The sequence below is a fragment of the Bacillus sp. FSL K6-0268 genome, assembly GCF_038005425.1.
GTDB lineage: Bacteria > Bacillota > Bacilli > Bacillales > Bacillaceae_G > Bacillus_A > Bacillus_A thuringiensis_S.
In genome coordinates, this window is record NZ_JBBOTF010000001.1 from 1,885,994 (window position 1) to 1,912,785 (window position 26,792).

Genomic DNA, 26,792 nt, shown 5'->3' on the forward strand with positions numbered 1-26,792 from the left:
TGTCTTAATTTCACTAGGAGTTCACATGAAATTCACACTCTCCCTTTATAGTAAGAAACAAGTTAATCCTTTCCTTTACACATATAAAAGAGGAGAGTGCGTGAAATGAAACAAGCAGGACAACCTATTCAAAATGAAAAACAATTAGAAACTATCAAAAATATACTTTTACAATCTTCGAAACGTGATGGCTTATTATTCGTATTAGCTGTAAATTCTGGCTTAAAAGTAAGTGAAATCTTACAATTAAAAGTTAGTGATGTAATCGATGAAAATGAAAATGTTCGCCATTCCATTTTATTTTACAATGAAAAAGTGAAGAAACATAAATGGTTTGCTGTAAATGAAGACTTACAGCACGCAATCGAAGACTACATGAAAGAACGTAAAACTTGGAAACGTAATGAACCATTGTTAAAATCTCAAAAAGGAACAAAATCTATTACGAGACAACATGCATGGTACATTTTAAACAAAGCTGCAAAAGAAGTTGGATTAGAAGGGATTAGCTCACATACACTTCGAAAAACTTGGGGTTATTGTGCATACAAATCAGGTGTTGATATTGCATTTTTACAACACTTCTTTGATCACAGTACTCCATCAAAAACTTTAAAGTATATCGGTATTGCTTAATAACTCTTATACATAAAAAAGGTTACCATTTGAAAATTTGGTAACCTTTTTTATATTTCATATTCTCTTTTCTTGTCTCTCCTATACTGTAGTGGTACTCTAATAATAAGGGGGAGAAATTATGAACACACTTACAATTGAATTACCAAAAGAAACGGCTGAAAAACTTGATTTATTAAAACAAGCTTACGAAAAGAAAACAGGTGCTTCTATCTCTGAGAGCACTCTCGTGCAAACACTTATCTCAAAAGAATTTATCCAGGCGATAACTCCTTTTGATTTACAACAATTCATCAACGGAAAAGAACAGCATTAATGCTGTTCTTTTTTTATCTCTATTTAAAATATACAAAGTTTTTTATATATTTTTAGAAAAACCATTGACAATGATAATGATAACCATTATCATTTATTATGAAGCCAACAATTGATGAATCAACCAAACGCTCAGTAACATTGTTACCCCTCTTTTTCATATAGAAAGGCACTGTACATTCCCCCTGTTTGTACAGTGCCTTTCTTGTTTATTATCATTCAAAAAAATTTAATTGCTCCGGCTTCGGCTCACCATATGTAATGTTCATCATTTTCATAAGCTGTTTCGCATTATCTGCTGCATCCCCACCTGAATTGTTGTTAAACAGTACGTATATATCCTTTGTTTTCTTTTTTAATTGCTCTAGTCGTTCCACCCATTCTTCCAGTTCTTTATTGTTGTAGCGATATAAACAACGAACCGCTCTCCAATTTTCCCCTTTATCAAGCCAACCATGAACATTTCGACCGTGAAAACGTATTAATGCCATGTTTGAATTCGTAACCTCTAATACGAGTGGCACAGAACCTATCCCAGCCTGTGGTTCATCACAAATTGTATGAACCCATTTCTCCTGTTCTAGAAACTGTAACGTCTTATCTCTCATTTCTGGATAAAACCATGTTTGATTTCGAAATTCTATTGCACATGGTAAACCTTCCATTTTTTCTTTCGTATATCGAAGAAAATCTACATTTTTCTTTTTGCAATCAAACCATGGTGGATATTGAAATAAAATTGTTTTTAATTTATTAGCTTCTATTAAAGGAAGAATGGACTGCTTATACACATCAAACATCTCATCAAACGTAGAAAAAGGAAATTCCCCTTTCATATGTCCTGTCATTCCTTGATACGCTTTTACGACAAAAGAAAAATCTTTCGGCGTTTCCATTGCCCATTTTATATAATTTCGTGCAGGTTGCATCGCGTAAAATGAACTATCCACTTCCACAATAGGAAAATACTCACTATATGTTCGTAATTTATTTCTATTTTCATAGGAATCTACGTATAAAGAATCATGATCTCCCCATCCTGTCACTCCAATGAACAGCACATATATTCCTCCCTTTTTAACTTTATCTTCTATTCACTCCCCAAACACTTTTGCTAATCAATTTCATTAAGTGGCCCTTTCTTTAAGAGTATCCTTATTAAAATATGATATACTATATGGAAGAATTTTTAAAATGAGGGGTTATTTATTTATGCTTCCAAACGATGCTACTGTATCTCATGAAAAACGAATTGAAGAACTAGAAAATAAAGTGCGTTTTTATGAAGAACTTGTAAATCAATTACCACATCATTTCACATACAAAAATCCACATATTGGTTTACAAATAAAGAAAACTAGAGCAACTCATTCCATTCAAGAAATACCAAAAGAGAATAAAGAGGCTCATTTTCAACTTACTTGTGATTCATTATTCTTATTTGAACAACTTGAAAAACACTTTGTACATATTTTTGATGCCTTTTCACATCATGTAACCTTTGTCGATAGTAAAGGGAATATTACTTTATGTAATCAAGTTGCCGCAGATGATTTCGGTGTAATACGAAATGATATTATCGGAAAACCGATTCAACAATTACTAAACTTGCCGGAAGAAAAAATTAAAGCGATTGAAACATTAAGAACGGGAACAGAAATATATAATGAAGAAGTTTTAGACAAAAACTATGGCATTATAAACAACCGAATTATTCGCGATTATAACGGGGAGATTTTTAGGGTTATTAGTGTCTTTCATTATTTAAACACAGAGCGTGATGCAGAGAAGTTTTCGTTAGCAGGACGAATCTCAGCCGGAATTGCACACGAGGTACGAAACCCTCTTACGACAGTACGAGGATACTTACAATTTTTACAAGAAAGTGTTTCTCCATCAAATAAAGAGTTATTTAAAAGCTTACTTATCCCTGAATTAGATCGTGCAAATAGTATTATTACAAAATTTTTAGCCATTTCAAAAACACGTGAATTTACAAGAGAACCGTTTCCTATTAATACATTTTTATGCGACTATATTCAACAGTTACTAGCTAGTGAAGTCTTCTTGCATAACATTTCAATTGATTATAACTTTTCTAATGAATTAGATGATATTTTAGTCAATATTGATCGACATGAACTTGTTCAAGTATTTTTAAACCTATTTCAAAATGCCGTCGATGCTCAAGGCGAAAAGCCTCTTTCTATTCAAATCACTAGTTATCGCCTAGATAACTTCGTTCGGATTACTTTCACAGACAATGGAATTGGTATTCCTCTAGCTATTCAAGAATATATCTTTGATCCATTCTTCTCAACGAAGGATTCGGGGACAGGACTAGGCTTATCAGTAACAAAAAAAATCATCCAAAATCATAACGGTACGCTCAAAATGACTAGTGATCCAGACGGTACAACCTTCACTGTTTCTATTCCGATTTTACCTAAAGTAAATCGTGAAGCAATTAACTTATAAAATGAGAATGCTGTTCTATTAACTCCCTTTAATTGTTAAGCACACTCTAACAATTAAAGGGAGTTTTTTAAAACATATAGATTTTTCTCTACTTCTTTATTGTTCGTGTTAGGTAGGTAAACTTCTTATTTTTTGAGAAATAGTAGTTTGTCCATCACGAATTTAATTTAAATTTCATTATAATATATAGTAACGACTATTATTCTATGAAAGAAAGGAATGCAAAGATAAACAACAAAAATAAAGGGAAAGTATTTTATGGTAATGATTGTTGCGAAGTAAGAGCTTGTAGTTATATCAACATCTCTAAGTCCGAACTTAAATAATTTGTTAGACTTCTTCAAGCTCTCGGCCAAGCTATTCAAGCTGTCTTAGTTCAATATGGATCTGGTTCCTAGGTGGAGGCGCTACTGGACCAGCGGGTACTCCGATTCGGGTAACTATAGCTGCAATAGGAAACTCCAATGCTCAAACAATATCAACTGGAATTAATATTCAATTAAATCAAGTTTTTGAAATAAATAATATTAACTTTAATGACACTACACATACTTTACAGGCGTATATGATATTAGTTTCTCGGCATCTACAACTTTCCCAGGCTCTTCACCGTTTGGATTCGGTATTTCATTCAATGGCCAACCACCTACTCGTAATTTTTCAACTAATGTTATCGGTAGTGCTGTTTCTTTCTCTACAATTGTTACTTTACAAGCTGGTACAACGATTTCTGTACAACCTACAGCAAATACTATTTCTATTCCTAACACGGGCGATACAACTGCGACACTATCTGTACTCCGAATTTACTAACCACAATTTCCGATAATATTTTGGGAGGATAAGTGCTCCTTCTTTACGTTTCTTTACCTCAAATTTACTCTATCTTAATCCTCATTTTGTATGATAAATAATGAAGTCAAAGATATGAAAGAGGGATGAAAAATGAGAGTTATGTCACCGATACGCATTTGGATTGCTCTTATGATATGCATTATTTTATGTGTAGGGTTTTTTTTAACTCTAAAATATTCTACTATTTCAAAAGCAGAGAGAAAAACAGTTCCATACACACTTTTGTATACGAAACAAAACAACATCCTTTATTCCAATTCCACAAATAATGAAAAAAAAGTTATAAAAGGAATGCTTATTACGAAAGCTTCTAGTTACGAAACTCTACTTCAAATTACTGAAACGATTAAAGATCAGTATACAAATAAAGGAATTGATGAAATCACGCTGACTATCCATAATGAAAATAATGGTAGTTATGAAGAAGAATTACCATACGAACCGATTAGTAAAGGAACAATAATCATCACATACGATTCTCAATCCTTTGGCAGTACCAACATTACTCTTAATGAATAGTAGCATTTACCCCACTAATTATGAGCTCACTTCATTTTTTACATGAGAAAGAGGCGAATAACGAAATTCGCCTCTTTCTTTTACCATAACGATGGAATCCACTCTTTCACTTTATTAAACCACTCTTGCTGTTCTTTTTTCCTTTTTTCTTCTTCTTCTTGCCTTTTCTTTTCTTCTTCTTTTCTTCGCTTTTCTTCTTCAATTGTTTGCAATTGTTTTTTATAGTCCGCCTCAGATATTAACGACAATTGGAACGCTTTTTGGGCTGGGTTTGCATTTGCTTTTTTCATGATATCCCGGAACATCGTCGTTGTAATTTGACTACCACCTGGAACATAATGCTCGCTATCTGTTTTGTCATATCCTACCCAAACTGCACCTACTAAATCTGGTGTGTATCCTACAAACCACGAGTCCTTTGCCCCTACGCTCGGGCCATTTACAAGTTGAGTAGTCCCTGTCTTCCCTGCTGTATCAACATTAGTAACTTTCGCTTTTCCACCTGTTCCCTTTTCTACAACACCTTTTAATAAATACGTCATCTTTTGAGCAATTTTCTCACTCGTCACTCGTGTCTCTTTCTTATACCATTTCCCTATTATTTCCCCTTCAGCATTTTGAACTTCTCTAATTGCATGAGCCTCTACTTGAACCCCATCATTAGCAAATGTACTATATGCTTGGGCCATTACAAATGGTGATGTCCCTACATGCATCCCACCTAAAGCAATTGGATACGTACGGTCTTCTGGTACTAACGGAATACCAAATCGCTCTAAAGATTTCAATCCTTTATCTAATCCTATTTGTTCTAATAGCCACACAGCGGAAACATTATACGACTTTGCTACCGCTTCATACATTGTCACATTACCATGAAAGGCCTGATCACTATTTTTCGGTTCATATTCTTTAATATGAAATGGTTCATCTTTTAATATATCGTATACTTCATACCCTTGTTCTAAAGCGGGTACATATACAGCTAGAGGCTTTAATGTTGAACCTGGCTGTCTTTTTAATTGCGTAGCATGATTAAATTGTAAAAACTGATATGGTCCTCTACCTCCAACTAAAGCTGGAACACCGCCTGTTTTTGGATTTATAAGGACTACACCCGTTTGCATAAGTTGATCTGAGCCACTATCTTTGAAATAACTATCATTATTCACAACATCTTCTACAGCTTGTTGTTTTTTCGGATCAAGCTCTGTATAAATACGATAACCACCTGCTAAAATTTCATTTTGTGTTAATTCATACTTATCCATCGCTTCTCTAACTATATAGTCTACATATTGGGAGTATTTACCTTTGTATTTATCATCAACCCCACGTTTTAATACAAGGCCTGACTCTTTTTCTTTATTGTATTGCTCTTCAGAAATATATCCTTGTTCCTTCATTAAACTTAATACGACATTACGTCGTTCAATTGATTTATTAAAGTTTTTATAAGGAGAATACGCAGACGGCGCTTTAATTAAACCTGCAATCGTTGCAGCTTCTGAAATTGATAAATCTTTTACCTCTTTATCAAAATAAGATTTAGCTGCCCTCTTTATTCCCCAAGCACCTTCCCCAAAATAAATTTGATTCATATACATTTCAATAATTTCATCTTTTGTATAAGTACGTTCTATTTTTTTGGTTAAAAAGTATTCCTTTATTTTACGAGAAAATGTACGATCTTGTGTCAAAAATACATTCTTTGCAAGCTGTTGTGTAATTGTACTTCCCCCTGCTACAACTTCTCCTGCTGTAATATTTTTAAAAACTGCACTTATAATTCCACTATAATAAATACCATGATGGTTAAAAAAACCCTTATCTTCTACTGCAACAATTGCCTGAACCATAATATCAGGAATATCTTTTCTTTTAACACCTTCTGTTTTCGAAGAAGCTAATTTAGTTGCGACCTCATTATTTGCATCATAAATTAAAGTCGGTTGTGGAACAGCTTGTTTTAATTCAGATATGTCTTGAATGGATATTATTATATTTATAGCAATAAATAGAGTAATGAGTACACTTCCCAATACAATTAATGAATTACGAAGTTTCTTCCTCTTATTGAACCACTCAAGCATTTTTTTAAAATGAGTGTTCTTCAATTTCATTCGTTCACTTCCTTCATTTATTTACACTCTTCTTTTTAAAAGGAAGAATATACCGCCTTTTAAATTTACTATAATAACGTAGTCATTCCTATAGTGTAAAGCTTTTCTTTTACATTCATACTTTTTGCAAGAAAAGGACATTCTACAAGTAAGATATTCACTATTGGATATTAATATTATTAATAGAACAACGAGAGTTATGTTAAGTTTTTGTAAACTTTTCGATAAAATGTTTTAAAAAACGACAGTTTTTTGTTAGAATTGATTAGCCAATATATTTTACATATATTACTTTTGTGGGGGTAACAATAATGGTCTTTAAATCAAAAAAAGATAAATTTTCTGAAATGTTAATGAATGTTTCCGAAAATTTAAAAGAAGGCGCGCAGTTTTTCGTGGAGTATAAAATTAAAAATGCTAGCGATTTAAAAGAGTTTTCTATGCGCATGAAAGAGTATGAGTCAAAAGGTGACTCATTTATTCACGAAATCATTATGGAGCTAAACAAAGCGTTTATTACTCCAATTGAACGTGAGGACATCCTACAACTTGCAATGAGTATGGATGATGTATTAGACGGATTAGATCACAGTGCTGGTCTGTTCGAAATGTATTCTATTACAGAAGCTGATGAATACATGATTAAATTCGTGGAAGCAATTAATCAATGTGCGATTGAGATTGCAAACTCTGTTGAACTACTGTCTAAAAAGAAGTTAGTCGACATTCGTACGAACGCGATTAAGATTAAGGATTACGAATCACAATGCGATGATATTCGTCGTCATGCGATTAAGCACTTATTCTCTCGTGAAAAAGATCCGATTAAGATTATTCAATTTAAAGAGATTTACGAAGAGCTTGAAGAAGTAGCTGATAGCTGTCAAAGCGTTGCAAACGTATTAGAAACAATTATTATGAAGAACGCGTAAGGAGTTTGATCATGGATACACTCTTGATACTGACCGTTTTAGTAGTCATTTGCGCTTTAGCTTTTGACTTTATCAATGGATTTCACGATACAGCAAACGCTATTGCAACGGCTGTTTCAACGAAAGCTCTAAAGCCTAGACATGCAATTATTATGGCAGCTATTATGAACTTTTTAGGTGCAATGACATTTACAGGTGTAGCAAAAACGATTACAAAAGATATCGTTGACCCATTTGCTTTACAAAATGGTTCTCTTGTAATTTTAGCTGCTTTGCTTGCGGCGATAGCATGGAACTTAATTACTTGGTACTACGGTATCCCAAGTAGTTCTTCGCATGCAATTATTGGCTCAATCGCAGGTGCAGCCATTGCTGCTGCTGGTATTAGCTCATTAAACCTTAAAGGATTCATTAAAATTCTTGAAGCTTTAATCATTTCACCAATTATCGCTTTCGTTATTGGTTATATCGTTTACAGTATTTTTAAAGTGGTCTTTAAAAACTTTAACTTAACGAAAACGAATAAAAACTTCCGTATATTCCAGATTTTCACTGCAGCATTACAAGCCTATACACACGGTACGAATGATGCACAAAAAGCAATGGGAATCATTACGATGGCTCTTATGGCTAATAACTATCATACTTCTAGCGATATCCCGTTCTGGGTACAATTATCTTGTGCTATCGCAATGGGACTTGGTACTTCTGTCGGTGGATGGAAAATTATTAAAACTGTCGGTGGACAAATTATGAAAATTCGTCCTGTAAATGGTGTAGCTGCCGATTTATCATCATCACTTGTTATTTTCGGTGCAACATTCATTCACTTACCGGTTAGTACGACGCACGTTATCTCTTCTTCTATTTTAGGGGTTGGTGCTTCTCACCGTGTGAAGGGGGTAAAATGGGGAACTGCAAAACGTATGTTAATTACATGGGTTATTACACTTCCTATTTCAGCTTCTTTAGCTGCTCTGTTTTACTACCTATTACATTTTGTTTTCTAATCAAAAGTCGTCTTCCTTATTTTTCTAGGAAGACGACTTTTTTGTGAACAAGCCTATTTCTCATTAAAAAGCGTGTATAATAATTGGTGGATAAGTTATTTAGAGGAGTTGGCAATTTTGGAATACATCATGTTACTTTTCATCGGACTAATCGCCGGGACAGTCGGCAGCCTAGTTGGGCTTGGAGGCGGAATTATTATTGTTCCGTTATTAATTGGATTACACAGTTTATCACCACAACTTGCAGTAGGGACTTCTATGGTAACAGTCGTTTTCACAGGACTATCTTCTACCCTTACTTACATGAAGCATAAGCGAGTGGATTATAAAAGTGGACTTATTTTATTTATCGGAAGCGGTCCTGGTGGTATTATCGGATCATGGGCAAATAAATTTTTAAACCAAGACACATTTTCTTTATACTTTGGGATTTTCCTTATATTCGTCTCAATTCTACTTATGCTTCGAGACAAATTAAAACCTCTTTCCCTCTCAAATACGTCTGTAATTAAGCGTTCTTTTACAGATAATGATGGAAATGCTGTACACTACCAATTCCCACCGTTTCTTGCTATCTTTATCGCCTTTATAGTTGGGTTTATATCTGGGTTATTTGGAATTGGTGGCGGTGCCTTACTTGTTCCAGCAATGATGCTTCTTTTTGCATTCCCAGCACATATTGCAGTAGCAACTTCAATGTTCATCGTATTTCTATCAGCAATTGTAAGTTCTGCAACTCACATCTCACTTGGAAATGTCAGCTGGATTTATGCATTAATCCTTATTCCTGGTGCATGGATCGGCGGAAAAATCGGGGCTTACATTAATACAAAACTGAGTGGTAACGCCGTAATTAATTTATTACGTATTACGTTAATTATTCTTGGAACTAGATTAATCATTATTTCCCTTTTATAACGTATTCTTTTTAGAATGCGTTTTTCTTATACACATGAATATAAAAATCCTCCGAGGAGAACAAATAAAATTAAACAAGCACTTAATAACATATAATTTGAAATATGTACTTTCTTCAAGTTGACCACTCCTATAACTGCGACTGTTATCTTTATGATAGCGAAAAAATAGTTCACTTGCAGTTACAGAGTGCTAACAATGCAAAATCAATTATTACAAATTTTATCCTTATATTTCATTTCTTTGTATATTCTATCGATTTAATAAAAAAAGATGTCATATTGACATCTTTTTTAGTGAAGAAGTGACCATCCCATAAAGTCTTCATGTACTTGGCACGCCCTCTTATCGTTTCGATCATATAATTCAGCATAACTATCTGTTTCTTCATCATAAGCCATCGTATAAATAATTTGGCCGTCTACTTCAACGGATAAAACGACTCCACCTTTCATCTCTTCTACATGAATGATAGCATTCGCCGGAATTCTCATATCCGTCATTCTTATCGCATCTAACAATATACTAAACCCCCTACAGCGTATTCATTGCTAGTACTATTACACACTAAATAGTATACTACTGTAATAGCATACATTTCGTCAATGAAATTGCTGTTGAAATAGCATATTGTCTATATACATATACGCTAAAATAGAAGAAATAGAAACATATTAATGGGGGGCTAACATTGATTCTACACAAAGGAGATGTACTATTCCGTCAAGGCGAGGACGGTCCTTTATACTTTATAAAAACAGGCTTATTAAAAGTAGTTCGGCTAGAAGAAGACGGAACACCATTTTTATTCAACATTATCGTTCCAGGTGAAACGATACCTCATCATTCTTTAATTTCACCGAAAGAATATCACGGTACAGCTATCGCTTTAATAAAGACAGAAGTGGAACCGATCACTAGTAGTGAATGGTACGAGAGACTTCAAGCAAATCCCGAATCGTATGCCAACATCGCTATGCAATTGCAATCTAAATTAAGAATGATGCAACAACGAATTGATCAATTGACAACTGTCTCTCCGAAAGAACGTCTTCATCGTTTACAAGAATGGTTCACATTATATTTAGGTGACATTCCTATATATGAAATATTAACACAAACTGAAATTGGTCAACTGATAGGCATACGCCGTGAAACAGTTAACCGTTTATTACGAGAACAAATAAAAAACGAGGTAAAATAAATACCTCGTTTTTTTGTTTATTCTCATCTGTCTTATTGTAAGCTTGTTGCTGGGCCGAAAAATTCATAATGAATATGCTCTTGTTTCACACCTAAATCAGTTAGTGCAGCATTTATATGCTTCATAAATGCTACTGGACCACAGAAATAAAATTCTGCTTCAGTTGTCTGAATAATAGTTTTTAACCATTCGCTTTCAACGAAACCTTCTTTATCAAAGTTCTTCATTTCTAAATCTTTTTCAGTCGGTGCAGAATAACAAGTATATGCTTTAACTTGTTCATATTCATTTTCTACTGCCTTAACGTGTTCTTTCATTGCATGTGTATTACTATTTATTGCTGCATGAATAAAATATACATTACGTTTTGAATCTTGTTCAATTAACGTATTTAACATACTCATCATCGGTGTAATCCCTACTCCACCACTAATTAGTACAACTGGTAATGTTGAATCCATATTTAACACGAAATCTCCCGCTGGTGCACTTATTGGTAAAACATCTCCTTCTTTTACATGTTCATGTAAGTAATTAGACACTTTACCGTCTGGTGTATCTACACCTTTTTCTTTCTTTACACTAATACGATAATATTCTTTCCCAGGTGCATCGGATAAACTGTATTGACGATTATGTGTATATGTCTCACCTTCAATATTGATTTGAACCGTTACATATTGACCTGGGATGAATGAAGAAACTTTCCCTCCATCTTCAGGTTTCAAATAAAATGACGTAATAACATCGCTTTCCTTCACTTTTTTAACAATCACAAAGTTACGGAAGTCTTTCCATCCACCTTCTTTATGTGCAGCTTCTTCATACATCTCTGCTTCAATGCTAATAAATGCATCAGCAATGACACCATATGCTTCTCCCCATGCATTTAAAACTTCATCAGGTGCACCTGCGACCTCTTTAATGGCACGTAGTAAACATGTACCTACAATCGGATAATGCTCAGCTTTAATACCTAAACTTCTATGCTTATGACCAATTTGTTTTACAACTGGAATAATTGCTTCTAAATTATCAATGTACGTTGCAGCTGCATAAACAGCATTCGCTAACGCTTGTTGTTGTCTTCCCTTTTTCTGATTCGTATGGTTGAAAATATTCAATAACTCCGGATGTTCTGAAAATAAAATTTCATAAAATCTCGTTGTAATTTCAACGCCTTTTTCTTGTAATAATGGTACTGTTGACTTTACGATTTCAATTGTTTTTGCACTTAACATTGTATCCCACTCCTCTATTTCCTTAACTGTTTTTAGTTTAACTGAATCTTATAATGCAGATTGTGATTTTAATCACTATTAACACGTTGTTTTTGTGAATAATATATGAACATTGTACTTACAAAAGAAAATAAGCTAACTAGAATTCTAGCTAGCTTATTATTTTGTTTGTATAGCTTGTTCAATTACTTTTATATCTTTCCCCTCGCCAAACTCTGTATACCCCCAGATATTCGTTTCCCCCCTATATTTATTTACGATAATATCCAAGTCATGATATACACGGTGGGCATACACTACATACTCAATATTTTGAAGTTCCACACCTTTTTTTACAATTTCATAGCTTCTATTTACATCGCGTTTTATTTTTTCATTCTTTATTTCCGTATGTATATTTTTGAAAGATGGTTCTTGTTGTTGAAACCATTGCTTAAATTGATTCCAATCCCCGTCTGTATAATTCTCTGCTTTACCGTAATTTAAGAAATTATTATAGCTTTCATGTGTCATTCGAATAAAATCTAGCACTTTTGTCTCTTCTTGCACATCTTCTACTTGAGCTATTGTATTTACCTCAGCAGGCTTATTCGCATAATGTAACAGCACTTTCATAAGACTATAACTCGCGATGATCATTACGATAATAATCCCGAATACACGTAGCAATTTCTTCATATACAGAACTCCTTCTCTACTAAAGATATTATAATGTATGGCTATACTTGTAACATTCTCTCGTAGAAATATACTTCCTGTATAAATTCTTCCTATCATTTCGACAATATTTTTCTATACATTTCTCGTTGGCAAATGTTCTTGTAAAACAATATATCCTTCATAAGCTGTGTAACCGAGTATAGCCATTAATCCGATATAACAAGCAAATACTGTCCATTTCGTTTTCGCATCCACTTTATAATAGTTTTCTTGTTGTTCTTTTTCTATTTTCCATTTATTTAATTTTCTTTCTGACGCTTCAAATGCTTCCCTTATGTGAATTGTATACTCATCTTTTTCATCTTCATATGGAACATAATCTAACGGTTCGAACTTCGGTAAAAGATACTCTAACACTTCCATTTTTTGAAGTTCACCTATTTGTAACTCTTTTTCCGGTTCTGGTGCAAAAAAACAAAATGTTTGAAATGTGTTTTTCAAATTTGGCTATACTGGTATTACTACTTCAAAAAGGTGTGTGATCAGTATGGGACCAGAAAATTTATTTAAGTGGAAACATTATCAACCAGATATTATTTTATTAACAGTACGTTGGTACCTGCGGTACAACTTAAGTTTTCGTGATTTGGTAGAAATGATGAAGGAACGAGGGTTATCTTTGTCTCATACAACGATTATGCGTTGGGTTCATCAATACGGACCGGAACTGGATAAACGTATTCGACGTCACCTGAAACAAACAAATGATTCATGGCGAGTGGATGAAACATATATAAAAGTAAAAGGGCAATGGATGTATTTATACCGTGCTGTTGATTCTAAGGGAAATACGATTGACTTCTATCTCAGCAAAACTAGAAATCATAAGGCTGCAAAGAGATTCTTTAAAAAAGCTTTGCAGTCTTTTCATGTCTCAAAACCTCGTACCATCACAATTGATAAAAATCCTGCTTATCCAGTTGCCATCACCAAATTAAAGAAAGAGAAAAAAGTGCCGTTAGGCACTCAAATTCGACAGATAAAATATCTAAATAACGTAGTGGAGCAAGACCACCGGTTCATTAAAAAACGTGTACGCTCTATGTTAGGATTTAAATCTTTTGCCACAGCGACATGTATTCTTGCAGGAGTAGAAGCCATGCATATGATAAAAAAAGAACAGGTTGATTTACGGAATCAGTCTGTTCAAAATCAAAAAGAATTTATTCATCAATTATTTGGATTAACAGCGTAAAGAATGATTCCAGTAGGAATCCTCATTCTTTCTTGGGAACGTATCCTTTCTTTGCACCAGAACCCTAAATACCGTTGAAAACTTTGCTAATTTAAAAATTGCAAATACCCACTTTAACTTAGACAGTAAAAATAATCCTATGGCAACAATAATTCCCCATAATCCTTTTTTATTATTTTTCATCTCTCTCCTTTAACCCCCTGTAACGAGTCATACAAGCTCATCAAAAATTATTCTCCTCTTTATTATGACATATTTTTTTCTATTGTTAGAAATAATGTTTATTTAATCCATTTTTAGCCAAAAATATAAATAAAGGAGGTATATACGAATGAATTTACAATCTCTCATAATAAGTGTTTTATCATTTTTAGCTTCAACTCTTATTTTTTATACAGTGAGCTATGTATTATTATTAGATTGGTTGCCAAATCACTTACTTATCACTCTTATCATTCTTTCCGCTCTTATGATTTCATTTCTTATTACACGAAAATCAATGAATGAGCCATCTGCAAAAGCAAAATAATAGAGAGGGTGTTCTTCTCCCCTCTCTATTATCATTTCCTAGGAAAGGCTATATAGAATTTACAATTCAGTTACAGCCAATAAGGGCCTTACCCCAAAATTCAGTTGAAACAAAGAAGTTAAGTGAGAGTCAACGCCGAATTGGCAAAGACTATTAATCAATGAGAAATGAGCAGCCTCCGCCGATTAAATTCTCACTTTATCTTTGGAAATTCATTTTTTCACCATACTCTTTAACGATTTTAATTATATTTTGAAACACACCTATTTTTTCTTTTTCACTGTTTAATATTTTTAAATCATACTTTTCGTAATATGTTTCTAATGATTTTAATTGTGATTCTGAAGCGCCTTTTACCTGCACAGTAGCATGCAATTCATATTGCTTATACCCTTCCTTTACTTTTTCACCTAAAATCATTTCACTCTCTTTTGCTCCAATTAATTTTTGAACTTTTTCTGGGAAAGTGAGTTGCAAATAATATTCTTGTTCCTTCACTAACTTGTTGTATAGTGATTGTGAAATCGTATACCGTACCATATAATTCACGTTTTGATCGCCTGCTTTAATATGAAACGCGGTAATCTGCAAATCTTTTTTTGTTACCTCCGTTAAAGGACCTACCTGCACCTCTTCTTCTTTTTGTTCTGAAACATTTGGAAATATAGCCAAAAGCTTTTCCGTATCTTTTTCATTCAACATATACATAACTTTCTTATATTGCACCCATCCTCGTCTATCTTCTCCCCTTAACCATGCATAATAAGTTTCTTTTTTCCCCTCTCTACTAATTTGTATTTCATATTCAGGTTCACCGAAGCTTCCGGTTATTTCTTGTTTCTCAGCTTTATCCAAAATGTCTATTACTAACTTCGCTTCTGATTCCTGCAACTTTTTCTCTTTATGTTTTTTTTGTATAACGGTTACCCCTATTGTTTCTTTCACTTCATTCACCGTCTCTTCTACTTTTTTTGTTTCTTGTTTTTGCTCAGCTTGACCACAAGCTGCTAGTAACATAACAAATAACAACAATACATATTTCCCTTTCAAATTAATCCTCCTTTTACGATAAGAAATTCTTATAATCTTCATACATAAAACAAAAACGTGACATCCTATTAAATAAGTTATACTAATCATTGAAAGGAGGTCTTTATCATGTCCATTAATTTTCATGATGCAAATAATAAATACACATACGCAACAAGAAACGCTCATATTTCTTGGGCTGAAATGGTAAAAAACATTACAGACATACAAAACAAGCAAATAATTGATATTGGCTGCGGTGGCGGGATTTATACGAAAGAACTCGCTCTTATGGGAGCCAAAAATGTTGTGGGACTTGATTTTTCAAAAGAAATATTACAAGCTGCAAAAGAAAATTGCAACAATTTCCCAAATATTTCTTTCATCCACGGTGATGCACATAATATCCCATACCCTAACGAAACATTCGACATAGTTATTTCGCGCGCAGTTATTCATCATTTACAAGACATTCCTACATTTTTATGTGAAGCTTCTCGTATATTAAATAAAAACGGTGTACTTATTTTACAAGATCGAACGATTGAAGATTGTACAGTTCCAGGAAGTCCCGAACACATTCGTGGATATTTTTTCTCTATATTTCCAAAACTCATTGAAATAGAGTCAAAAAGACGTCCAAAAACCAACACGATACAGAAAGAATTACAAAAACATTCTCTTCACGTGCTTCCCACACAAACACAATGGGAAGTACGAAAAATACATGATTCTGTAGAAGCATTGCTACAAGATTTATCTCCTCGAACAGGTCGATCCATTCTATATGAGTTAACAGATGATGAACTTTCTCAACTTCTACAACATATACAGACCACATTACAAAACGTCTCTCCTATTATTGAAAGAGATCGATGGACAATTTGGAGCGCCATGAAGTTGTAAGGAAGGAAGCCTCACAAAATAATGTGAGGCTTCCTTCCTTTCATAATCTAATTTTGCAACACTCTTGATATCCTCCACTTCTGGCCTGTGCACTTCCACACTTCGGACATACTAAATATCTAGACTGATTTGTCAACAAACTACCTTTTTGAAAGAGTAAAACTTCTGCTTGTTTAAACGAACGCGAATAATATAACCACATAAAACCAATTATAGCAATAATGCCAAATAATACTCCCATCGCAAGCATTTCAGTCACCTCTTTTGGTTTGTTCTTTCCAGCAAGTGGATTGTTGTAATATTCTCTGTAAATTCAAATAATCCCTTCTTTACTCCTATAAATATCAACTTTCTCTATAAATTTTACAATTCTCCACAAATTTTTACTCCCATTTTACAATTCATTATTCCTTTTGCAACAACGAATATTACTTTCGATATTTCCGTATATAAATATATCTTTCAAAAAACATATTGACTTTCTAAAAAAAACATGCAACAATACTGTCAGAATACTTGAATAAAAATTCATTGACGAGAACGAGTACGTTATAGAACTGTTCCCCAGAGAGTTGGCGATTTGCTGAAAGCCAACGTTCAGTGCGTAACCGAAAATCATCTCCGAGAAGTAGAACCGAATGTTACAGTAAGTTCTTACCGGCCGTCCCCCGTTACAAGGAACACGTATCATGTTGTACGTTGCAAAGCCGTATACATATAGATTTATTTCTACATGTGTAAATTAGGGTGGTATCGCGGGTAAATATAACTCGTCCCTTTCTTTAGGGACGAGTTTTTTGTGTTCTTACAAATGAATTTAAAAAAGGAGGAAAAACAATGAACACTGTATCAAAAAAACATATTTTTTTCACGGGTCTTATGCTATTTTCTTTATTTTTTGGGGCAGGTAATTTAATTTTCCCTCCCATGCTTGGCCAAAACGCAGGTGAAAACTTTTGGCCCGCAATGATTGGATTTTTACTAACAGGAGTTGGCTTACCACTACTTACTGTTATCGCAATTTCTCTATCAGGAAATGGAATGCAGCAACTTGCAAGTCATGTTCATCCATTATTCGGAATTTTCTTTACGGTAGTTGTATACATTGCCATCGGTCCATCCATGGGCATCCCACGTGTTGCAAATGTTGCTTATGAAATGGGTGTTAGTTCTTTCTTACCAGAAACAATCCGCTCTAGCAGCCTAGTGCTATTTGTATATACAATCATATTCTTTACTATCGTATTTTGGCTGAGTTTAAATCCATCTAAACTTGTCGATCGTATTGGAAATATATTAACACCTATTTTATTACTCTCAATTTTCTTATTGTTTGTTAAAAGTGTCTTTACACCACTTGGACAATCAGGACCAGCTATGCAAGAGTATCAAACTTCTCCAATCTTCAAAGGCTTTATGGAAGGGTACTTAACAATGGACACCATTTCAGCACTTGCATTTGGAATTATCGTTGTAAATGCAATTCGCTCTAAAGGTGTGAATGATCGTAAGTCCATTGCCATCGCCACAGCAAAAGCAGGGCTTATTGCCGCTACAGGACTCGTACTTGTATATGGTGCACTCGGCTGGCTTGGGACAACTAGTGTCTCTCTCGGATATGCAAAAAATGGTGGACAGCTACTTACTGTTATCGTACAACAATTATTCGGCCCATACGGTTTGCTCCTATTATCTCTTATCGTTACACTCGCTTGTTTAACGACATGCGTTGGACTCGTATCTGCGTGCAGCCAATATTTTTCAACATTATTGACTACATTTTCATACAAAACGTTCGCGAGTATCATTTGCGCATTAGGATTATTAGTTGCCAACTTAGGTTTAACAAAAATTATCGCAATCTCTGTTCCAATTCTACTTGTTGTATATCCAATTGCGATTGTACTCGTACTACTATCGTTACTTCATAAATACTTCGGTGGATATCGCTCTGTTTATGTAGGTGCTTTAATCGGAGCAGCAGTTGTGAGCGTATTTGATGGATTAAAACAAGGCGGTATTCCAGTCTCGTTTATCACGTCCAACTTTGAATTTATTCCTTTATATAATGAAGGAATAGGCTGGCTATTACCAGCATTAGCCGGAGCACTTATCGGATTTACTATCGCTAAACTAAACGGTGCTAAAAAAGTTCCCTTAATAACCGACGCAAAAGCATCCTAAAAAAACTCCCGAAAGGGAGTTTTTTTACATTTGATAAGCAGTATGATTAAAACTACTTATTTTATACGCTTTCGTATAATATTCAATATTCGTATCAACTGTTTCTACCTTAACAACATCATAGCAGTCTTCTTGCTTTACTAAAAATAAATAGTATTCCTCTGTTGCCTCAATAATCGCAATTTTATCTGTTTCAACATTATATTGTTCACAAAGCGCTTGTAATGCGTTCACATAATCCCCTAATTTTTTAGACTTATCCATTCCGAATATAGTTTGAACTAACATATACATTCTCCCCTTTGTATGTACTGTTAACAACTTAATGATAACGCTTACATTTATTAGCGTCAATAAAAAGATTTGATGCAAACTAATAATCAATGGGGATAGTCCCCCACTGATTAAAGTTGCACTTTATCATTTCGTTAATTGATGTCTAAATGCATAAATAACCGCCTGTGTCCGGTCACTTACATTTAGTTTATTTAATATATTACTCACATGTGTCTTTACTGTTTTGAGGGCAATAAACAATTCATCTGCAATCTCTTGATTACTTTTCCCCTCTGCAATTAATAACAAAATTTCAGACTCTCTTTCTGTTAACTCCTCATGCAAAGGTTGCTCTTTCTTTTGACGCATACGGGACATCATTTTCCCGGTAACTTTCGGCTCTAATACCGTTTCTCCATCATAAGTAGCTCGTACAGCGTCCGCTATATCACTTGCTCTTGATGTTTTTAATAAATAACTAGTCGCCCCAGCCTCAATAACAGGATACAATTTTTCGTCATCTAAAAAGCTTGTTACAACTACAATTTTTGCTTCTGGCCATTCTTGAATAATAGCACGTGTTGCTTCGACACCATCCATCTCATCCATAACAAGGTCCATTAAAATAATATCCGGTCTTAATTGCAGTGCTAATTCTGATCCTTTTTTTCCATTTTCAGCTTCCCCGACCACTTCAATATCTGGTTGTGTAGATAAATATGCCGATACACCCATACGAACCATTTCATGATCATCGACAAGCAATACTTTTATCATACTTCTCCCCCTCTCTCAAGCATAATCGGTACTTTCACTTCTATTTGTGTACCTTTGGCCGGGAAACTCAGTACCTTGAGTGTCCCACCAATTTCATGAACACGCTCTTGCATCGATCTTAAGCCATAGGAACCGGCTTTATTAACGCCTACTTCAAACCCAACACCGTCATCAATGATTTTTAAAATCGCATATTGATCAATTTTTCGAAGGCGCACTTCTGTTTTCTTTGCCTTCGCGTGTCGCAACGTATTTGATAGCGCTTCTTGCACAATACGGAATAAATGATCTTCTACACCTTTTTTTAATTCTATTGGCTCAATAAGCCATTCAATTTTCATATGTTGTTTTCGCGATAATTCCGTTAATAATTCCTCTATACCTTCTGTCAGTTTCTTACCTTCCAATTGTACAGGACGTAAATGAAGGAGCAATGCTCTCATTTCTGATTGAGCATTTACAACCATATTTTCAACAAGTTGTAATTGTTTTTTTGTCACATCTGGAAATTCAGTTATTTGTTCATTAATCGCTGACATCATCATCGACATTGCGAAAAGCTGCTGACTTACTGAATCATGCAACTCCCTTGCTAAGCGATGCCTTTCTTGAGAAATCGCTTCTTGTCTCATCTCTTCATTCCAATGAGCTCGTTCATTCGTTACTTTTTGAAAGAGTCCAGCTTGCTCCTCTAATCGACGAGCCAGAACGATTACTTTTCGCTCCACTTCATGAAATTCATCATCCGCAGTAAACGAAACATCACTCGGAAAATTCCCTCGCTCTACTTCAAATAGAAAAGTATTTAATCCTTGTATACGCTGCTCTATATAGTAACCGATTGCATATCCTACAATTCCCCCGATAAGTAAACTTGTAGTCATAATAAACAAGCCAATTGGAACAGAAGCGATGGATTCCTTCCATAATAAATCATACACTTGTTGCTCGCTTTTCCATACATATACAATTGTACAAATGAGTGCGATACTAACAGAGGACAACATAGAATAACGAATATACATCCACGAAATATTTTTTTGTTTCTTCATTATACTTTCCTCACTTCCGTGTCGCCTACGACAAGCGAAGAAATAATTTTAATACGACGAGGAGCCTCTTTATACTGCTCTGTTCTAAATGTAACATTGCGGTTAAACCCTGTCTCTTCATGACCTGGCAAGAGCACACGGCCGACAATAACAGAGTGATTTAAAGAAAGTTCAATATCATATGGCACATATAAACGAATATTACCAACGACACCTCGAATAACAATTACTGTTTCTCCTTCTGGAATCATAGCAGTTGTTAAATCTATTTCCACATCACAAGCACCATATTGAACATTAATATCCTCAAGTTCATAAATATGATCCATCATTCGTACATTGCCTACAAACATATTTTTCAAATATGGTTCTGTACGATATATTTGCTTCTCTTCGTCTATAATCCCTTTTTCTTTAATTTCAACCTTCATTGCTTTTTGCTGATGTCCTTGTTGAATCAATTGATAACCAATTAAAGCTAAACAAGCAAATACGACAAGAACAAATGCTGCTGATGAAAATAAGAAAAATAAAAATACGATACCACCAACAAATAAAAATACATTCCCCCGTACATAACGATTCTTTTTACGATAATGCCTTCCAAACATAAGCATAATAAATGCAAAAATGAGACCACCTGGTTCAAAATGTCCAAGTATCATATCAAGAAAAAGACCGAACCCAAATATGATGAGGAGCATCCCCATTAATTGTGTCTTTGAAAAATGTTTCTTCACTTCAGCTCCCCCCCTTCTTGTCACATATACATAGAAGAAAAGGCATTGCTTTCCAACACCTTTTCTCCTATCACTATATCATAAGCCTGTTTTATAATATACTACTATTATTTTGTTAACTCTTTCGTTAACGATACATCATTCTTTTCTTTCATTTCACGCTCAAGTTTTGCAATTTTCATATCAAATGTGTCACGCTCATACCCTTCATTCATACGAGTTTCTAAGTCACGAATGTGATCTTCAATTTCTTCAAATCGTAAGAACGGATTATTTTCATCCATTTTATGCATCGCAGTATTCATCCGACGATTTGCATGTGCCATATTTTCACGTGCCATTAGTTCCATACGCTTTGCGTGCATTTCTTTTAATTTATTTTTCATTTCAGAAAGACGACGCTCTAACTCATCAATTTGCTCTACAACACCTGCATACATTTCTTCTAATCGAGTTACTTGCCCTTCATAATAAGCTACCTCTTCTAACGCACGTTCGTGCAATTGTAATTCGCCTGCTTCTTGAGCAACGATAGCTTGCTTTGATCTTTTATTAACGAAATAACGTGCTTGCTCAAGCTCACGAGCGAAGTTAGATTTTAATGTTTTATGACGCTCAATTAACTTCTCAATTTTTGTTATTTCACGCTCACTATCACGTAAATATTGGTTTAACATCGCAATTGGATTTTTTCTTTCCTTCTCATCTAACACGTTATGAAAATCAGCTAAAATTGCATCGCGTACACGTCCGAATAAAGATTGTTTCATTATAAATCTTCCTCTCTTCTACTTTAATTATAATTTGATTTATTGTTTTAGTTTTTCATTAATTTGTTCCACTCATCTTCAAAGTTGCTATATGGTTTAGAACTTTCTGGAGCAGATTCAACAACTACATCTTTTTCTTTTTTCCACTCACGGTATCCGTAGTATAAAACCACTAAAGCAGCGATACCGATTAATGCTGGTGAATGAGAAAGTGCAATGGATAAACCGATTAAACCAACAATACCCCAAGCTAACTTTCCAAAAAATGATTTAGCTCGCACAAATGATTTATAGCTCCAATATACAACTCCTGCTCCGATTGCGAATCCTACAATACCAGCAAGACTACCAAGAGCAATTAAAGCCAAAATACCGGCTGCGATAAACGCTAGAAATTGTTTCATCTTGTGCTTGCCTCCCTTCGATTTGATACTCTTATCTTAACTATTTTTTCATCTTTCCATAACGAGCTTAAGAACCGTTTTTAACTCAGACTTAAGACCGAGTCATATTCAGCCCTTTACGCAAAAAAACGTGCAGAGTCTATTCTCTGCACGTTTTTTAATTACTAACGTTCATATTAGATTAAGCTGTTTTATGATACTTTTTTTTCTCAGCTACTTTCGAAAACCTTGGAAACCCAATTAAAATAGAAACAATCCCACATACTCCAACTAAAATTGGATAAAATGCATATGGTAACAATTCAACCGGAGATAACGCTGCAAATCCTGCTGCCGTTAACATTTGGGCACCGTACGGGATCAACCCTTGCACACAACATGAGAAAAGATCTAATACACTCGCTGATTTACGAGGATCTATTTCATATTGATCCGCAATATTTTTTGCAAGCGGGCCTGTAAAAATAATCGAAATCGTATTATTTGCTGTACACATATTCGTCATACTCACTAAACCAGCAATACCAAATTCCGCTCCTTTTTTCGAACGAATATTACGTGTTAATACATTCATTAAATATTGAATACCACCATTATATTGGATTAATTCAACCATACCGCCAATTAATATAGCAAGTAATACTAACTCCATCATACCGCCCATTCCAGTCGTTACACTTTTAAAGAAACTTTCTAACGTGTAACTTCCATCTATAAGACCGATAACACCAGATAGTACAGTTCCACCAGTTAATACGATAAGTACATTCCAGCCAAGTAGAGCTGTAATAAGTACTCCTGCGTACGGTAAAATCTTTATCCAATCAAAGCTATGCGCTTTAACCTGCGTATCACTTCCTGAAGTAACTATTACTAATAGTACAATTGTAATAATAGCCGCTGGTAATACAATTAAAAAGTTCGTTTTAAACTTATCTTTCATTTCTGTTCCTTGTGAACGAACAGCTGCGATTGTTGTATCTGAAATAAATGATAAATTATCACCAAACATCGCTCCGCCAACAACAGTAGCCATCGTAAGCGCAATTGAGATATCAGTTTGACCACTAATACCTACAGCAATTGGTGCTAACGCTGCAATTGTTCCCATTGAAGTCCCCATAGCTAATGAAATAAATGCACCAATAACAAAGATTCCAGCTACGATAAATCCTGGCGGTAAAATAGTTAACGCTAAATTAACAGTTGAATCTACCCCGCCCATTCCTTTAGCAGTTTCAGAAAATGCACCAGCAAGCACAAAAATTAATACCATAATCATAATATCTGGATTTCCTGCACCTTTAGCGAACCGCTCTACTTTCACATTAAAACTTTCTTTACGATTCATCACTAAAGCAACTCCTACAGCAATTGAAATCGCTACAAGTATCGGCAATTTATAGAAATCACCTGTAATAATTCCAGAACCAATAAATAGCGCCAAAAATATCCCAAGTGGTAATAAAGCTAAACCATTTCCTCTCGTTTCTTTCAAAGTACCATCTCTCCCTAGTTTCAACCTTTTTCTAATGAATAACAAAAGACCTCTTCCGATGAGAAGAGGTCTTATACATCTATAAGAAACACTCTTCTCATCTTTCAAGCACACGCTTGCTGGATTTGGCACAGCACTCTGAAATCGAGTCCGCTGCCGAGGCATCGTAGGGCCAGTCCCTCCGCCTCTCTTTATAAGAAGGTTTCATATTTATTTTTTAATAATAATTTCTTCCCTAACTTTACTCGCTTACAAAACAAAAGTCAATTATTTTTTGTATAGATTTTTTTGGTAATTATACAAAAATTTGAATACAACAATCATTTTAACTTTTCGATTTCTTCTTCCAATATTGAAATCCAATAAAATTCACTATTTTTTATTGCTGCTAATATCCATTTCGTAGTGTACCAAGCTAACTCATACTCTTCCTTCGTGACATCGCCACTTTTATAAGCATCCTCTAGCTCTTCTTCATCTAATATATACACCTTACCGCTGGGTAATAATACTACATCTAAATATAAATCATCAAAATACGGTAAACCACGATCGTCTATTTCATATTCTTTCGTCACATCAATATAATATTGCACTAAATTGTGCCTATCATCTAACATAGCTGTAATCGCAAAGTTCTTTCCATTAATGAAATATTGAACCCACGTATACCCATCACTTGCAATACAAATTTCTTTACCATCATATTCTTTACAACTAGGCTCTCTCACTTTTTTTATATCCAGTATTCCGAGCATTCCCTCTTCCACTTGCTTAACCGTATAACTCTTTTCTATTAGTCTCTTCCACGAAGCACCGTCACCATATTTACGTTTCATTATGTCTGCTCCTCTTCTATATACAGAAAAGCTCCCACATATTATGTGAGAGCTTGTTCATATTATAATTAAGCAGCTTGACCCTTTTCAGAAATCTCTTTTAAATAAGCTTGTCCTTTTTCAGCGTCATATTGACCTTCCCACTTAGACATAACTACAGCTGCTAAAGAGTTTCCTACAACGTTAACTGCTGTACGAGCCATATCTAAAATACGGTCAATACCAGCAATGAACGCTAAACCTTCAGGTGGAATACCTACTGTACCAAGTGTCGCTAATAATACAACGAATGATACGCCCGGTACACCTGCGATACCTTTTGAGGTAACCATTAATACAAGTAATAATGTAATTTGTTGTGTAATAGATAAATCAATACCGTACATTTGCGCCAAGAAAATCGCCGCAATTGCTTGATATAAAGTTGATCCATCTAAGTTAAATGAATAACCTGTCGGAATAACGAAAGATGTAATTGCTTTCGGACAACCGAATTTCTCCATTTTCTCCATGATTTTCGGTAAAACTGTTTCTGAGCTTGCTGTAGAATACGCTAAGATCAGCTCGTCTTTTAAAATCTTAAAGAATTGGAAAATGTTAATTCCAAATATTTTCGCTGTAAGTCCTAAGACAACTACGACGAAGAAGATCATTGCTCCATATACGACAATTAGTAATTTCCCTAATGGAATTAATGAAGCAAGACCAAATGTAGAAACTGTAACACCAATTAGTGCAAACACACCAAATGGTGCAAATTTCATAACTTGGTTTGTTACATAAAACATTGCGTCAGCTACACCTTGGAAAAATTGAAGAACTGGTCTTCCTCTTTCACCAATTGCTGCTACACCTAAACCAAATAGTACAGAGAAGAATATAATAGCAAGCATATCTCCGTCAGCTAATGACTTCATAATGTTCGTTGGAACAATATTTACAAATGTATCTGCAAATGAATGACTTTGTACTTGCTCTGTTGTATGTGTATATTTTGAAATATCTGTCTTTGTTAACTGCTCCATATTCACGCCTTTTCCTGGTTGGAAAATATTCGCTATTAATAGACCAACAATAATTGCAATTGTTGTAATAATTTCAAAGTAAATAATTGTTTTTCCGCCTAGTCGACCTAGTTTTTTAACATCGCCAACACCAGCAACCCCAACAACAATACTTGCTACAACAATCGGTACAACGATCATTTTAATTAATCGGATGAAAATATCACCAATTGGTTGTAAATAACTCACTACAGCCGGATTGCCAAAGAAAATCGCCCCAACTGCAATACCAAGTGCAAGTCCTATTAATATTTGCCATGCAAGTCCTATTCTTTTCATATTTGTTGTAACCCCCTCTTCGATGTGTCACTCTATCTCTCATTCTATCTCTATAAAACTAAGAAATTAAGAGTATTACATATTATTCGACAATTCACTACATTTTGTCCCTGTTAAAAATCATAAATCAAAATTTAAAATCTGACAACAAAATAACTTTGCTCGAACACAAATAATTTTCTTGACAAAAAATAAACTCATGTCAGAAAACCTCACATGAGAACGATTCCTTACTAGTATTTCATTGGCTTTCTAAGTAATATTTCACCCCATAAAAACTCTTACTTCCCTCCTGCATT

The 26,792-nt window shown here is 34.4% G+C and carries 29 protein-coding genes, 2 pseudogenes, 1 riboswitch and 1 other annotated feature; of the genes and pseudogenes, 13 read left to right on the plus strand and 18 right to left on the minus strand.

All coding sequences use genetic code 11. The annotated features are described in order from the left end of the window. Positions 1-105: 105 nt before the first annotated feature. On the plus strand, positions 106-636 hold the full coding sequence (locus MHI28_RS09555; protein ID WP_000806236.1) for a tyrosine-type recombinase/integrase: 531 nt from the start codon (positions 106-108) through the stop codon (positions 634-636). Positions 637-757: 121 nt separating this feature from the next. Continuing rightward, positions 758-952: a DUF3924 domain-containing protein gene (locus tag MHI28_RS09560; RefSeq protein WP_001094856.1), complete on the plus strand. Its 195-nt coding sequence runs from the start codon at positions 758-760 to the stop codon at positions 950-952. A 214-nt stretch (positions 953-1,166) separates the two neighbouring features. Here MHI28_RS09560 and MHI28_RS09565 read toward each other — a convergent pair whose 3' ends face one another. Further along, positions 1,167-2,012 carry a DUF72 domain-containing protein gene (locus tag MHI28_RS09565; RefSeq protein ID WP_000897362.1) on the minus strand — a complete coding sequence of 282 codons (846 nt, stop codon included), beginning with the start codon at positions 2,010-2,012 and terminating at the stop codon, positions 1,167-1,169. Positions 2,013-2,163: 151 nt separating this feature from the next. On the opposite strand from MHI28_RS09565, the gene MHI28_RS09570 reads away from it, so the two are divergent. From MHI28_RS09570 to MHI28_RS09585, 3 genes and pseudogenes are all read left to right on the plus strand, one after another. After that, positions 2,164-3,429 (plus strand): ATP-binding protein, encoded by a 1,266-nt coding sequence (locus MHI28_RS09570; protein WP_340827811.1) that lies wholly within the window; start codon positions 2,164-2,166, stop codon positions 3,427-3,429. Positions 3,430-3,635: 206 nt separating this feature from the next. Next, positions 3,636-4,242, plus strand: a pseudogene (locus MHI28_RS09580) (Gly-Xaa-Xaa repeat protein). 132 nt (positions 4,243-4,374) lie between these two features. Then, positions 4,375-4,803 (plus strand): hypothetical protein, encoded by a 429-nt coding sequence (locus MHI28_RS09585; protein ID WP_001265587.1) that lies wholly within the window; start codon positions 4,375-4,377, stop codon positions 4,801-4,803. An 80-nt stretch (positions 4,804-4,883) separates the two neighbouring features. Here MHI28_RS09585 and MHI28_RS09590 read toward each other — a convergent pair whose 3' ends face one another. Further along, a complete protein-coding gene (locus MHI28_RS09590) occupies positions 4,884-6,926 on the minus strand; it encodes a transglycosylase domain-containing protein (protein WP_079245290.1) in 2,043 nt (680 codons plus the stop codon). A 311-nt stretch (positions 6,927-7,237) separates the two neighbouring features. On the opposite strand from MHI28_RS09590, the gene MHI28_RS09595 reads away from it, so the two are divergent. From MHI28_RS09595 to MHI28_RS09605, 3 genes are all read left to right on the plus strand, one after another. After that, positions 7,238-7,858, plus strand: coding sequence for a DUF47 domain-containing protein (locus tag MHI28_RS09595; RefSeq protein ID WP_000231445.1), 621 nt, complete (start codon positions 7,238-7,240; stop codon positions 7,856-7,858). A gap of 11 nt (positions 7,859-7,869) precedes the next feature. Further along, positions 7,870-8,868, plus strand: coding sequence for an inorganic phosphate transporter (locus MHI28_RS09600; RefSeq protein ID WP_000380276.1), 999 nt, complete (start codon positions 7,870-7,872; stop codon positions 8,866-8,868). 117 nt (positions 8,869-8,985) lie between these two features. Next, positions 8,986-9,786 carry a sulfite exporter TauE/SafE family protein gene (locus MHI28_RS09605; RefSeq protein WP_000455760.1) on the plus strand — a complete coding sequence of 267 codons (801 nt, stop codon included), beginning with the start codon at positions 8,986-8,988 and terminating at the stop codon, positions 9,784-9,786. Positions 9,787-10,079: 293 nt separating this feature from the next. On the opposite strand, the gene MHI28_RS09610 is transcribed toward MHI28_RS09605, so the two are convergent. Continuing rightward, entirely contained in the window at positions 10,080-10,307 is a 228-nt protein-coding gene (locus MHI28_RS09610) for a hypothetical protein (protein WP_000882911.1), read from the minus strand. 170 nt (positions 10,308-10,477) lie between these two features. On the opposite strand from MHI28_RS09610, the gene MHI28_RS09615 reads away from it, so the two are divergent. After that, positions 10,478-10,990: a Crp/Fnr family transcriptional regulator gene (locus MHI28_RS09615; RefSeq protein WP_000600585.1), complete on the plus strand. Its 513-nt coding sequence runs from the start codon at positions 10,478-10,480 to the stop codon at positions 10,988-10,990. 32 nt (positions 10,991-11,022) lie between these two features. Here MHI28_RS09615 and hmpA read toward each other — a convergent pair whose 3' ends face one another. From hmpA to MHI28_RS09630, 3 genes and pseudogenes are all read right to left on the minus strand, one after another. Further along, positions 11,023-12,231, minus strand: coding sequence for an NO-inducible flavohemoprotein (hmpA, locus tag MHI28_RS09620; RefSeq protein WP_000947318.1), 1,209 nt, complete (start codon positions 12,229-12,231; stop codon positions 11,023-11,025). 159 nt (positions 12,232-12,390) lie between these two features. After that, entirely contained in the window at positions 12,391-12,909 is a 519-nt protein-coding gene (locus tag MHI28_RS09625; protein ID WP_000735432.1) for a hypothetical protein, read from the minus strand. Positions 12,910-13,023: 114 nt separating this feature from the next. Then, positions 13,024-13,353: pseudogene (locus MHI28_RS09630) on the minus strand (site-2 protease family protein); the annotation flags it as partial. 85 nt (positions 13,354-13,438) lie between these two features. Here MHI28_RS09630 and MHI28_RS09635 point away from each other — a divergent pair. Next, positions 13,439-14,146, plus strand: a complete 708-nt coding sequence (locus tag MHI28_RS09635) for an IS6 family transposase (protein WP_197234856.1) — start codon at positions 13,439-13,441, stop codon at positions 14,144-14,146. Here MHI28_RS09635 and MHI28_RS09640 read toward each other — a convergent pair. Next, a complete protein-coding gene (locus tag MHI28_RS09640; RefSeq protein ID WP_340828451.1) occupies positions 14,135-14,329 on the minus strand; it encodes a hypothetical protein in 195 nt (64 codons plus the stop codon). The genes MHI28_RS09635 and MHI28_RS09640 overlap by 12 nt on opposite strands. A gap of 148 nt (positions 14,330-14,477) precedes the next feature. Here MHI28_RS09640 and MHI28_RS09645 point away from each other — a divergent pair, with 148 nt between their 5' ends. Next, positions 14,478-14,675 (plus strand): hypothetical protein, encoded by a 198-nt coding sequence (locus tag MHI28_RS09645; protein WP_001053359.1) that lies wholly within the window; start codon positions 14,478-14,480, stop codon positions 14,673-14,675. A gap of 198 nt (positions 14,676-14,873) precedes the next feature. Here MHI28_RS09645 and MHI28_RS09650 read toward each other — a convergent pair whose 3' ends face one another. After that, a complete protein-coding gene (locus MHI28_RS09650; protein ID WP_340827815.1) occupies positions 14,874-15,725 on the minus strand; it encodes a hypothetical protein in 852 nt (283 codons plus the stop codon). Between the two features lie 108 nt (positions 15,726-15,833). On the opposite strand from MHI28_RS09650, the gene MHI28_RS09655 reads away from it, so the two are divergent. Beyond that, positions 15,834-16,610 carry a class I SAM-dependent methyltransferase gene (locus MHI28_RS09655; protein ID WP_000026263.1) on the plus strand — a complete coding sequence of 259 codons (777 nt, stop codon included), beginning with the start codon at positions 15,834-15,836 and terminating at the stop codon, positions 16,608-16,610. A 40-nt stretch (positions 16,611-16,650) separates the two neighbouring features. On the opposite strand, the gene MHI28_RS09660 is transcribed toward MHI28_RS09655, so the two are convergent. Continuing rightward, positions 16,651-16,860, minus strand: a complete 210-nt coding sequence (locus MHI28_RS09660; protein WP_000880630.1) for a hypothetical protein — start codon at positions 16,858-16,860, stop codon at positions 16,651-16,653. Between the two features lie 272 nt (positions 16,861-17,132). After that, positions 17,133-17,391, plus strand: a binding site (T-box leader). 56 nt (positions 17,392-17,447) lie between these two features. Here MHI28_RS09660 and brnQ3 point away from each other — a divergent pair. Then, entirely contained in the window at positions 17,448-18,794 is a 1,347-nt protein-coding gene (gene brnQ3 / locus MHI28_RS09665) for a branched-chain amino acid transport system II carrier protein BrnQ3 (RefSeq protein WP_001099170.1), read from the plus strand. Positions 18,795-18,818: 24 nt separating this feature from the next. Here the strand turns inward: brnQ3 and MHI28_RS09670 are convergent, their stop codons facing one another. The 9 genes from MHI28_RS09670 to gltP all read right to left on the minus strand — a co-directional run bounded on the left by MHI28_RS09670 (position 18,819) and on the right by gltP (position 26,493). Then, positions 18,819-19,157 carry a DUF3922 domain-containing protein gene (locus MHI28_RS09670; RefSeq protein ID WP_118961699.1) on the minus strand — a complete coding sequence of 113 codons (339 nt, stop codon included), beginning with the start codon at positions 19,155-19,157 and terminating at the stop codon, positions 18,819-18,821. 57 nt (positions 19,158-19,214) lie between these two features. Beyond that, positions 19,215-19,847, minus strand: a complete 633-nt coding sequence (locus MHI28_RS09675; protein ID WP_000598702.1) for a response regulator — start codon at positions 19,845-19,847, stop codon at positions 19,215-19,217. After that, positions 19,844-20,899, minus strand: a complete 1,056-nt coding sequence (locus tag MHI28_RS09680) for a sensor histidine kinase (protein ID WP_000744327.1) — start codon at positions 20,897-20,899, stop codon at positions 19,844-19,846. The genes MHI28_RS09675 and MHI28_RS09680 overlap by 4 nt, the downstream gene beginning before the upstream one ends. Next, positions 20,899-21,639 carry a cell wall-active antibiotics response protein LiaF gene (gene liaF, locus MHI28_RS09685; protein WP_000716094.1) on the minus strand — a complete coding sequence of 247 codons (741 nt, stop codon included), beginning with the start codon at positions 21,637-21,639 and terminating at the stop codon, positions 20,899-20,901. Before liaF ends, MHI28_RS09680 begins: the two co-directional genes overlap by 1 nt. 107 nt (positions 21,640-21,746) lie before the next feature. After that, positions 21,747-22,409, minus strand: coding sequence for a PspA/IM30 family protein (locus MHI28_RS09690; protein ID WP_340827819.1), 663 nt, complete (start codon positions 22,407-22,409; stop codon positions 21,747-21,749). A gap of 47 nt (positions 22,410-22,456) precedes the next feature. Then, positions 22,457-22,813: a lmo0954 family membrane protein gene (locus MHI28_RS09695; protein ID WP_000808640.1), complete on the minus strand. Its 357-nt coding sequence runs from the start codon at positions 22,811-22,813 to the stop codon at positions 22,457-22,459. 181 nt (positions 22,814-22,994) lie between these two features. Further along, positions 22,995-24,311, minus strand: a complete 1,317-nt coding sequence (locus MHI28_RS09700; RefSeq protein ID WP_000665498.1) for a Na+/H+ antiporter NhaC family protein — start codon at positions 24,309-24,311, stop codon at positions 22,995-22,997. 94 nt (positions 24,312-24,405) lie between these two features. Beyond that, a riboswitch (SAM riboswitch) is annotated at positions 24,406-24,511 on the minus strand. Between the two features lie 120 nt (positions 24,512-24,631). Then, entirely contained in the window at positions 24,632-25,150 is a 519-nt protein-coding gene (locus MHI28_RS09705; protein ID WP_000824630.1) for a DUF402 domain-containing protein, read from the minus strand. Positions 25,151-25,218: 68 nt separating this feature from the next. Next, positions 25,219-26,493, minus strand: a complete 1,275-nt coding sequence (gene gltP, locus MHI28_RS09710; protein WP_000821134.1) for a glutamate/aspartate:proton symporter GltP — start codon at positions 26,491-26,493, stop codon at positions 25,219-25,221. Positions 26,494-26,792 lie beyond the last annotated feature (299 nt).

What these genes read in the sequence shown, in the direction of transcription:
- MHI28_RS09680 (WP_000744327.1), bottom strand. Translation starts at nt 20,899, where the DNA reads ATGAAGAAACAAAAAAATATTTCGTGGATGTATATTCGTTATTCTATG.
- MHI28_RS09675 (WP_000598702.1), bottom strand. Translation starts at nt 19,847, where the DNA reads ATGATAAAAGTATTGCTTGTCGATGATCATGAAATGGTTCGTATGGGT.
- MHI28_RS09645 (WP_001053359.1), top strand. Translation starts at nt 14,478, where the DNA reads ATGAATTTACAATCTCTCATAATAAGTGTTTTATCATTTTTAGCTTCA.
- MHI28_RS09660 (WP_000880630.1), bottom strand. Translation starts at nt 16,860, where the DNA reads ATGCTTGCGATGGGAGTATTATTTGGCATTATTGCTATAATTGGTTTT.
- MHI28_RS09690 (WP_340827819.1), bottom strand. Translation starts at nt 22,409, where the DNA reads ATGAAACAATCTTTATTCGGACGTGTACGCGATGCAATTTTAGCTGAT.
- MHI28_RS09560 (WP_001094856.1), top strand. Translation starts at nt 758, where the DNA reads ATGAACACACTTACAATTGAATTACCAAAAGAAACGGCTGAAAAACTT.
- MHI28_RS09640 (WP_340828451.1), bottom strand. Translation starts at nt 14,329, where the DNA reads ATGAAAAATAATAAAAAAGGATTATGGGGAATTATTGTTGCCATAGGA.
- MHI28_RS09585 (WP_001265587.1), top strand. Translation starts at nt 4,375, where the DNA reads ATGAGAGTTATGTCACCGATACGCATTTGGATTGCTCTTATGATATGC.
- MHI28_RS09635 (WP_197234856.1), top strand. Translation starts at nt 13,439, where the DNA reads ATGGGACCAGAAAATTTATTTAAGTGGAAACATTATCAACCAGATATT.
- MHI28_RS09625 (WP_000735432.1), bottom strand. Translation starts at nt 12,909, where the DNA reads ATGAAGAAATTGCTACGTGTATTCGGGATTATTATCGTAATGATCATC.
- hmpA (WP_000947318.1), bottom strand. Translation starts at nt 12,231, where the DNA reads ATGTTAAGTGCAAAAACAATTGAAATCGTAAAGTCAACAGTACCATTA.
- MHI28_RS09600 (WP_000380276.1), top strand. Translation starts at nt 7,870, where the DNA reads ATGGATACACTCTTGATACTGACCGTTTTAGTAGTCATTTGCGCTTTA.
- MHI28_RS09555 (WP_000806236.1), top strand. Translation starts at nt 106, where the DNA reads ATGAAACAAGCAGGACAACCTATTCAAAATGAAAAACAATTAGAAACT.
- MHI28_RS09705 (WP_000824630.1), bottom strand. Translation starts at nt 25,150, where the DNA reads ATGAAACGTAAATATGGTGACGGTGCTTCGTGGAAGAGACTAATAGAA.
- MHI28_RS09695 (WP_000808640.1), bottom strand. Translation starts at nt 22,813, where the DNA reads ATGAAACAATTTCTAGCGTTTATCGCAGCCGGTATTTTGGCTTTAATT.
- MHI28_RS09595 (WP_000231445.1), top strand. Translation starts at nt 7,238, where the DNA reads ATGGTCTTTAAATCAAAAAAAGATAAATTTTCTGAAATGTTAATGAAT.
- brnQ3 (WP_001099170.1), top strand. Translation starts at nt 17,448, where the DNA reads ATGAACACTGTATCAAAAAAACATATTTTTTTCACGGGTCTTATGCTA.
- MHI28_RS09655 (WP_000026263.1), top strand. Translation starts at nt 15,834, where the DNA reads ATGTCCATTAATTTTCATGATGCAAATAATAAATACACATACGCAACA.
- MHI28_RS09590 (WP_079245290.1), bottom strand. Translation starts at nt 6,926, where the DNA reads ATGAAATTGAAGAACACTCATTTTAAAAAAATGCTTGAGTGGTTCAAT.
- gltP (WP_000821134.1), bottom strand. Translation starts at nt 26,493, where the DNA reads ATGAAAAGAATAGGACTTGCATGGCAAATATTAATAGGACTTGCACTT.
- MHI28_RS09570 (WP_340827811.1), top strand. Translation starts at nt 2,164, where the DNA reads ATGCTTCCAAACGATGCTACTGTATCTCATGAAAAACGAATTGAAGAA.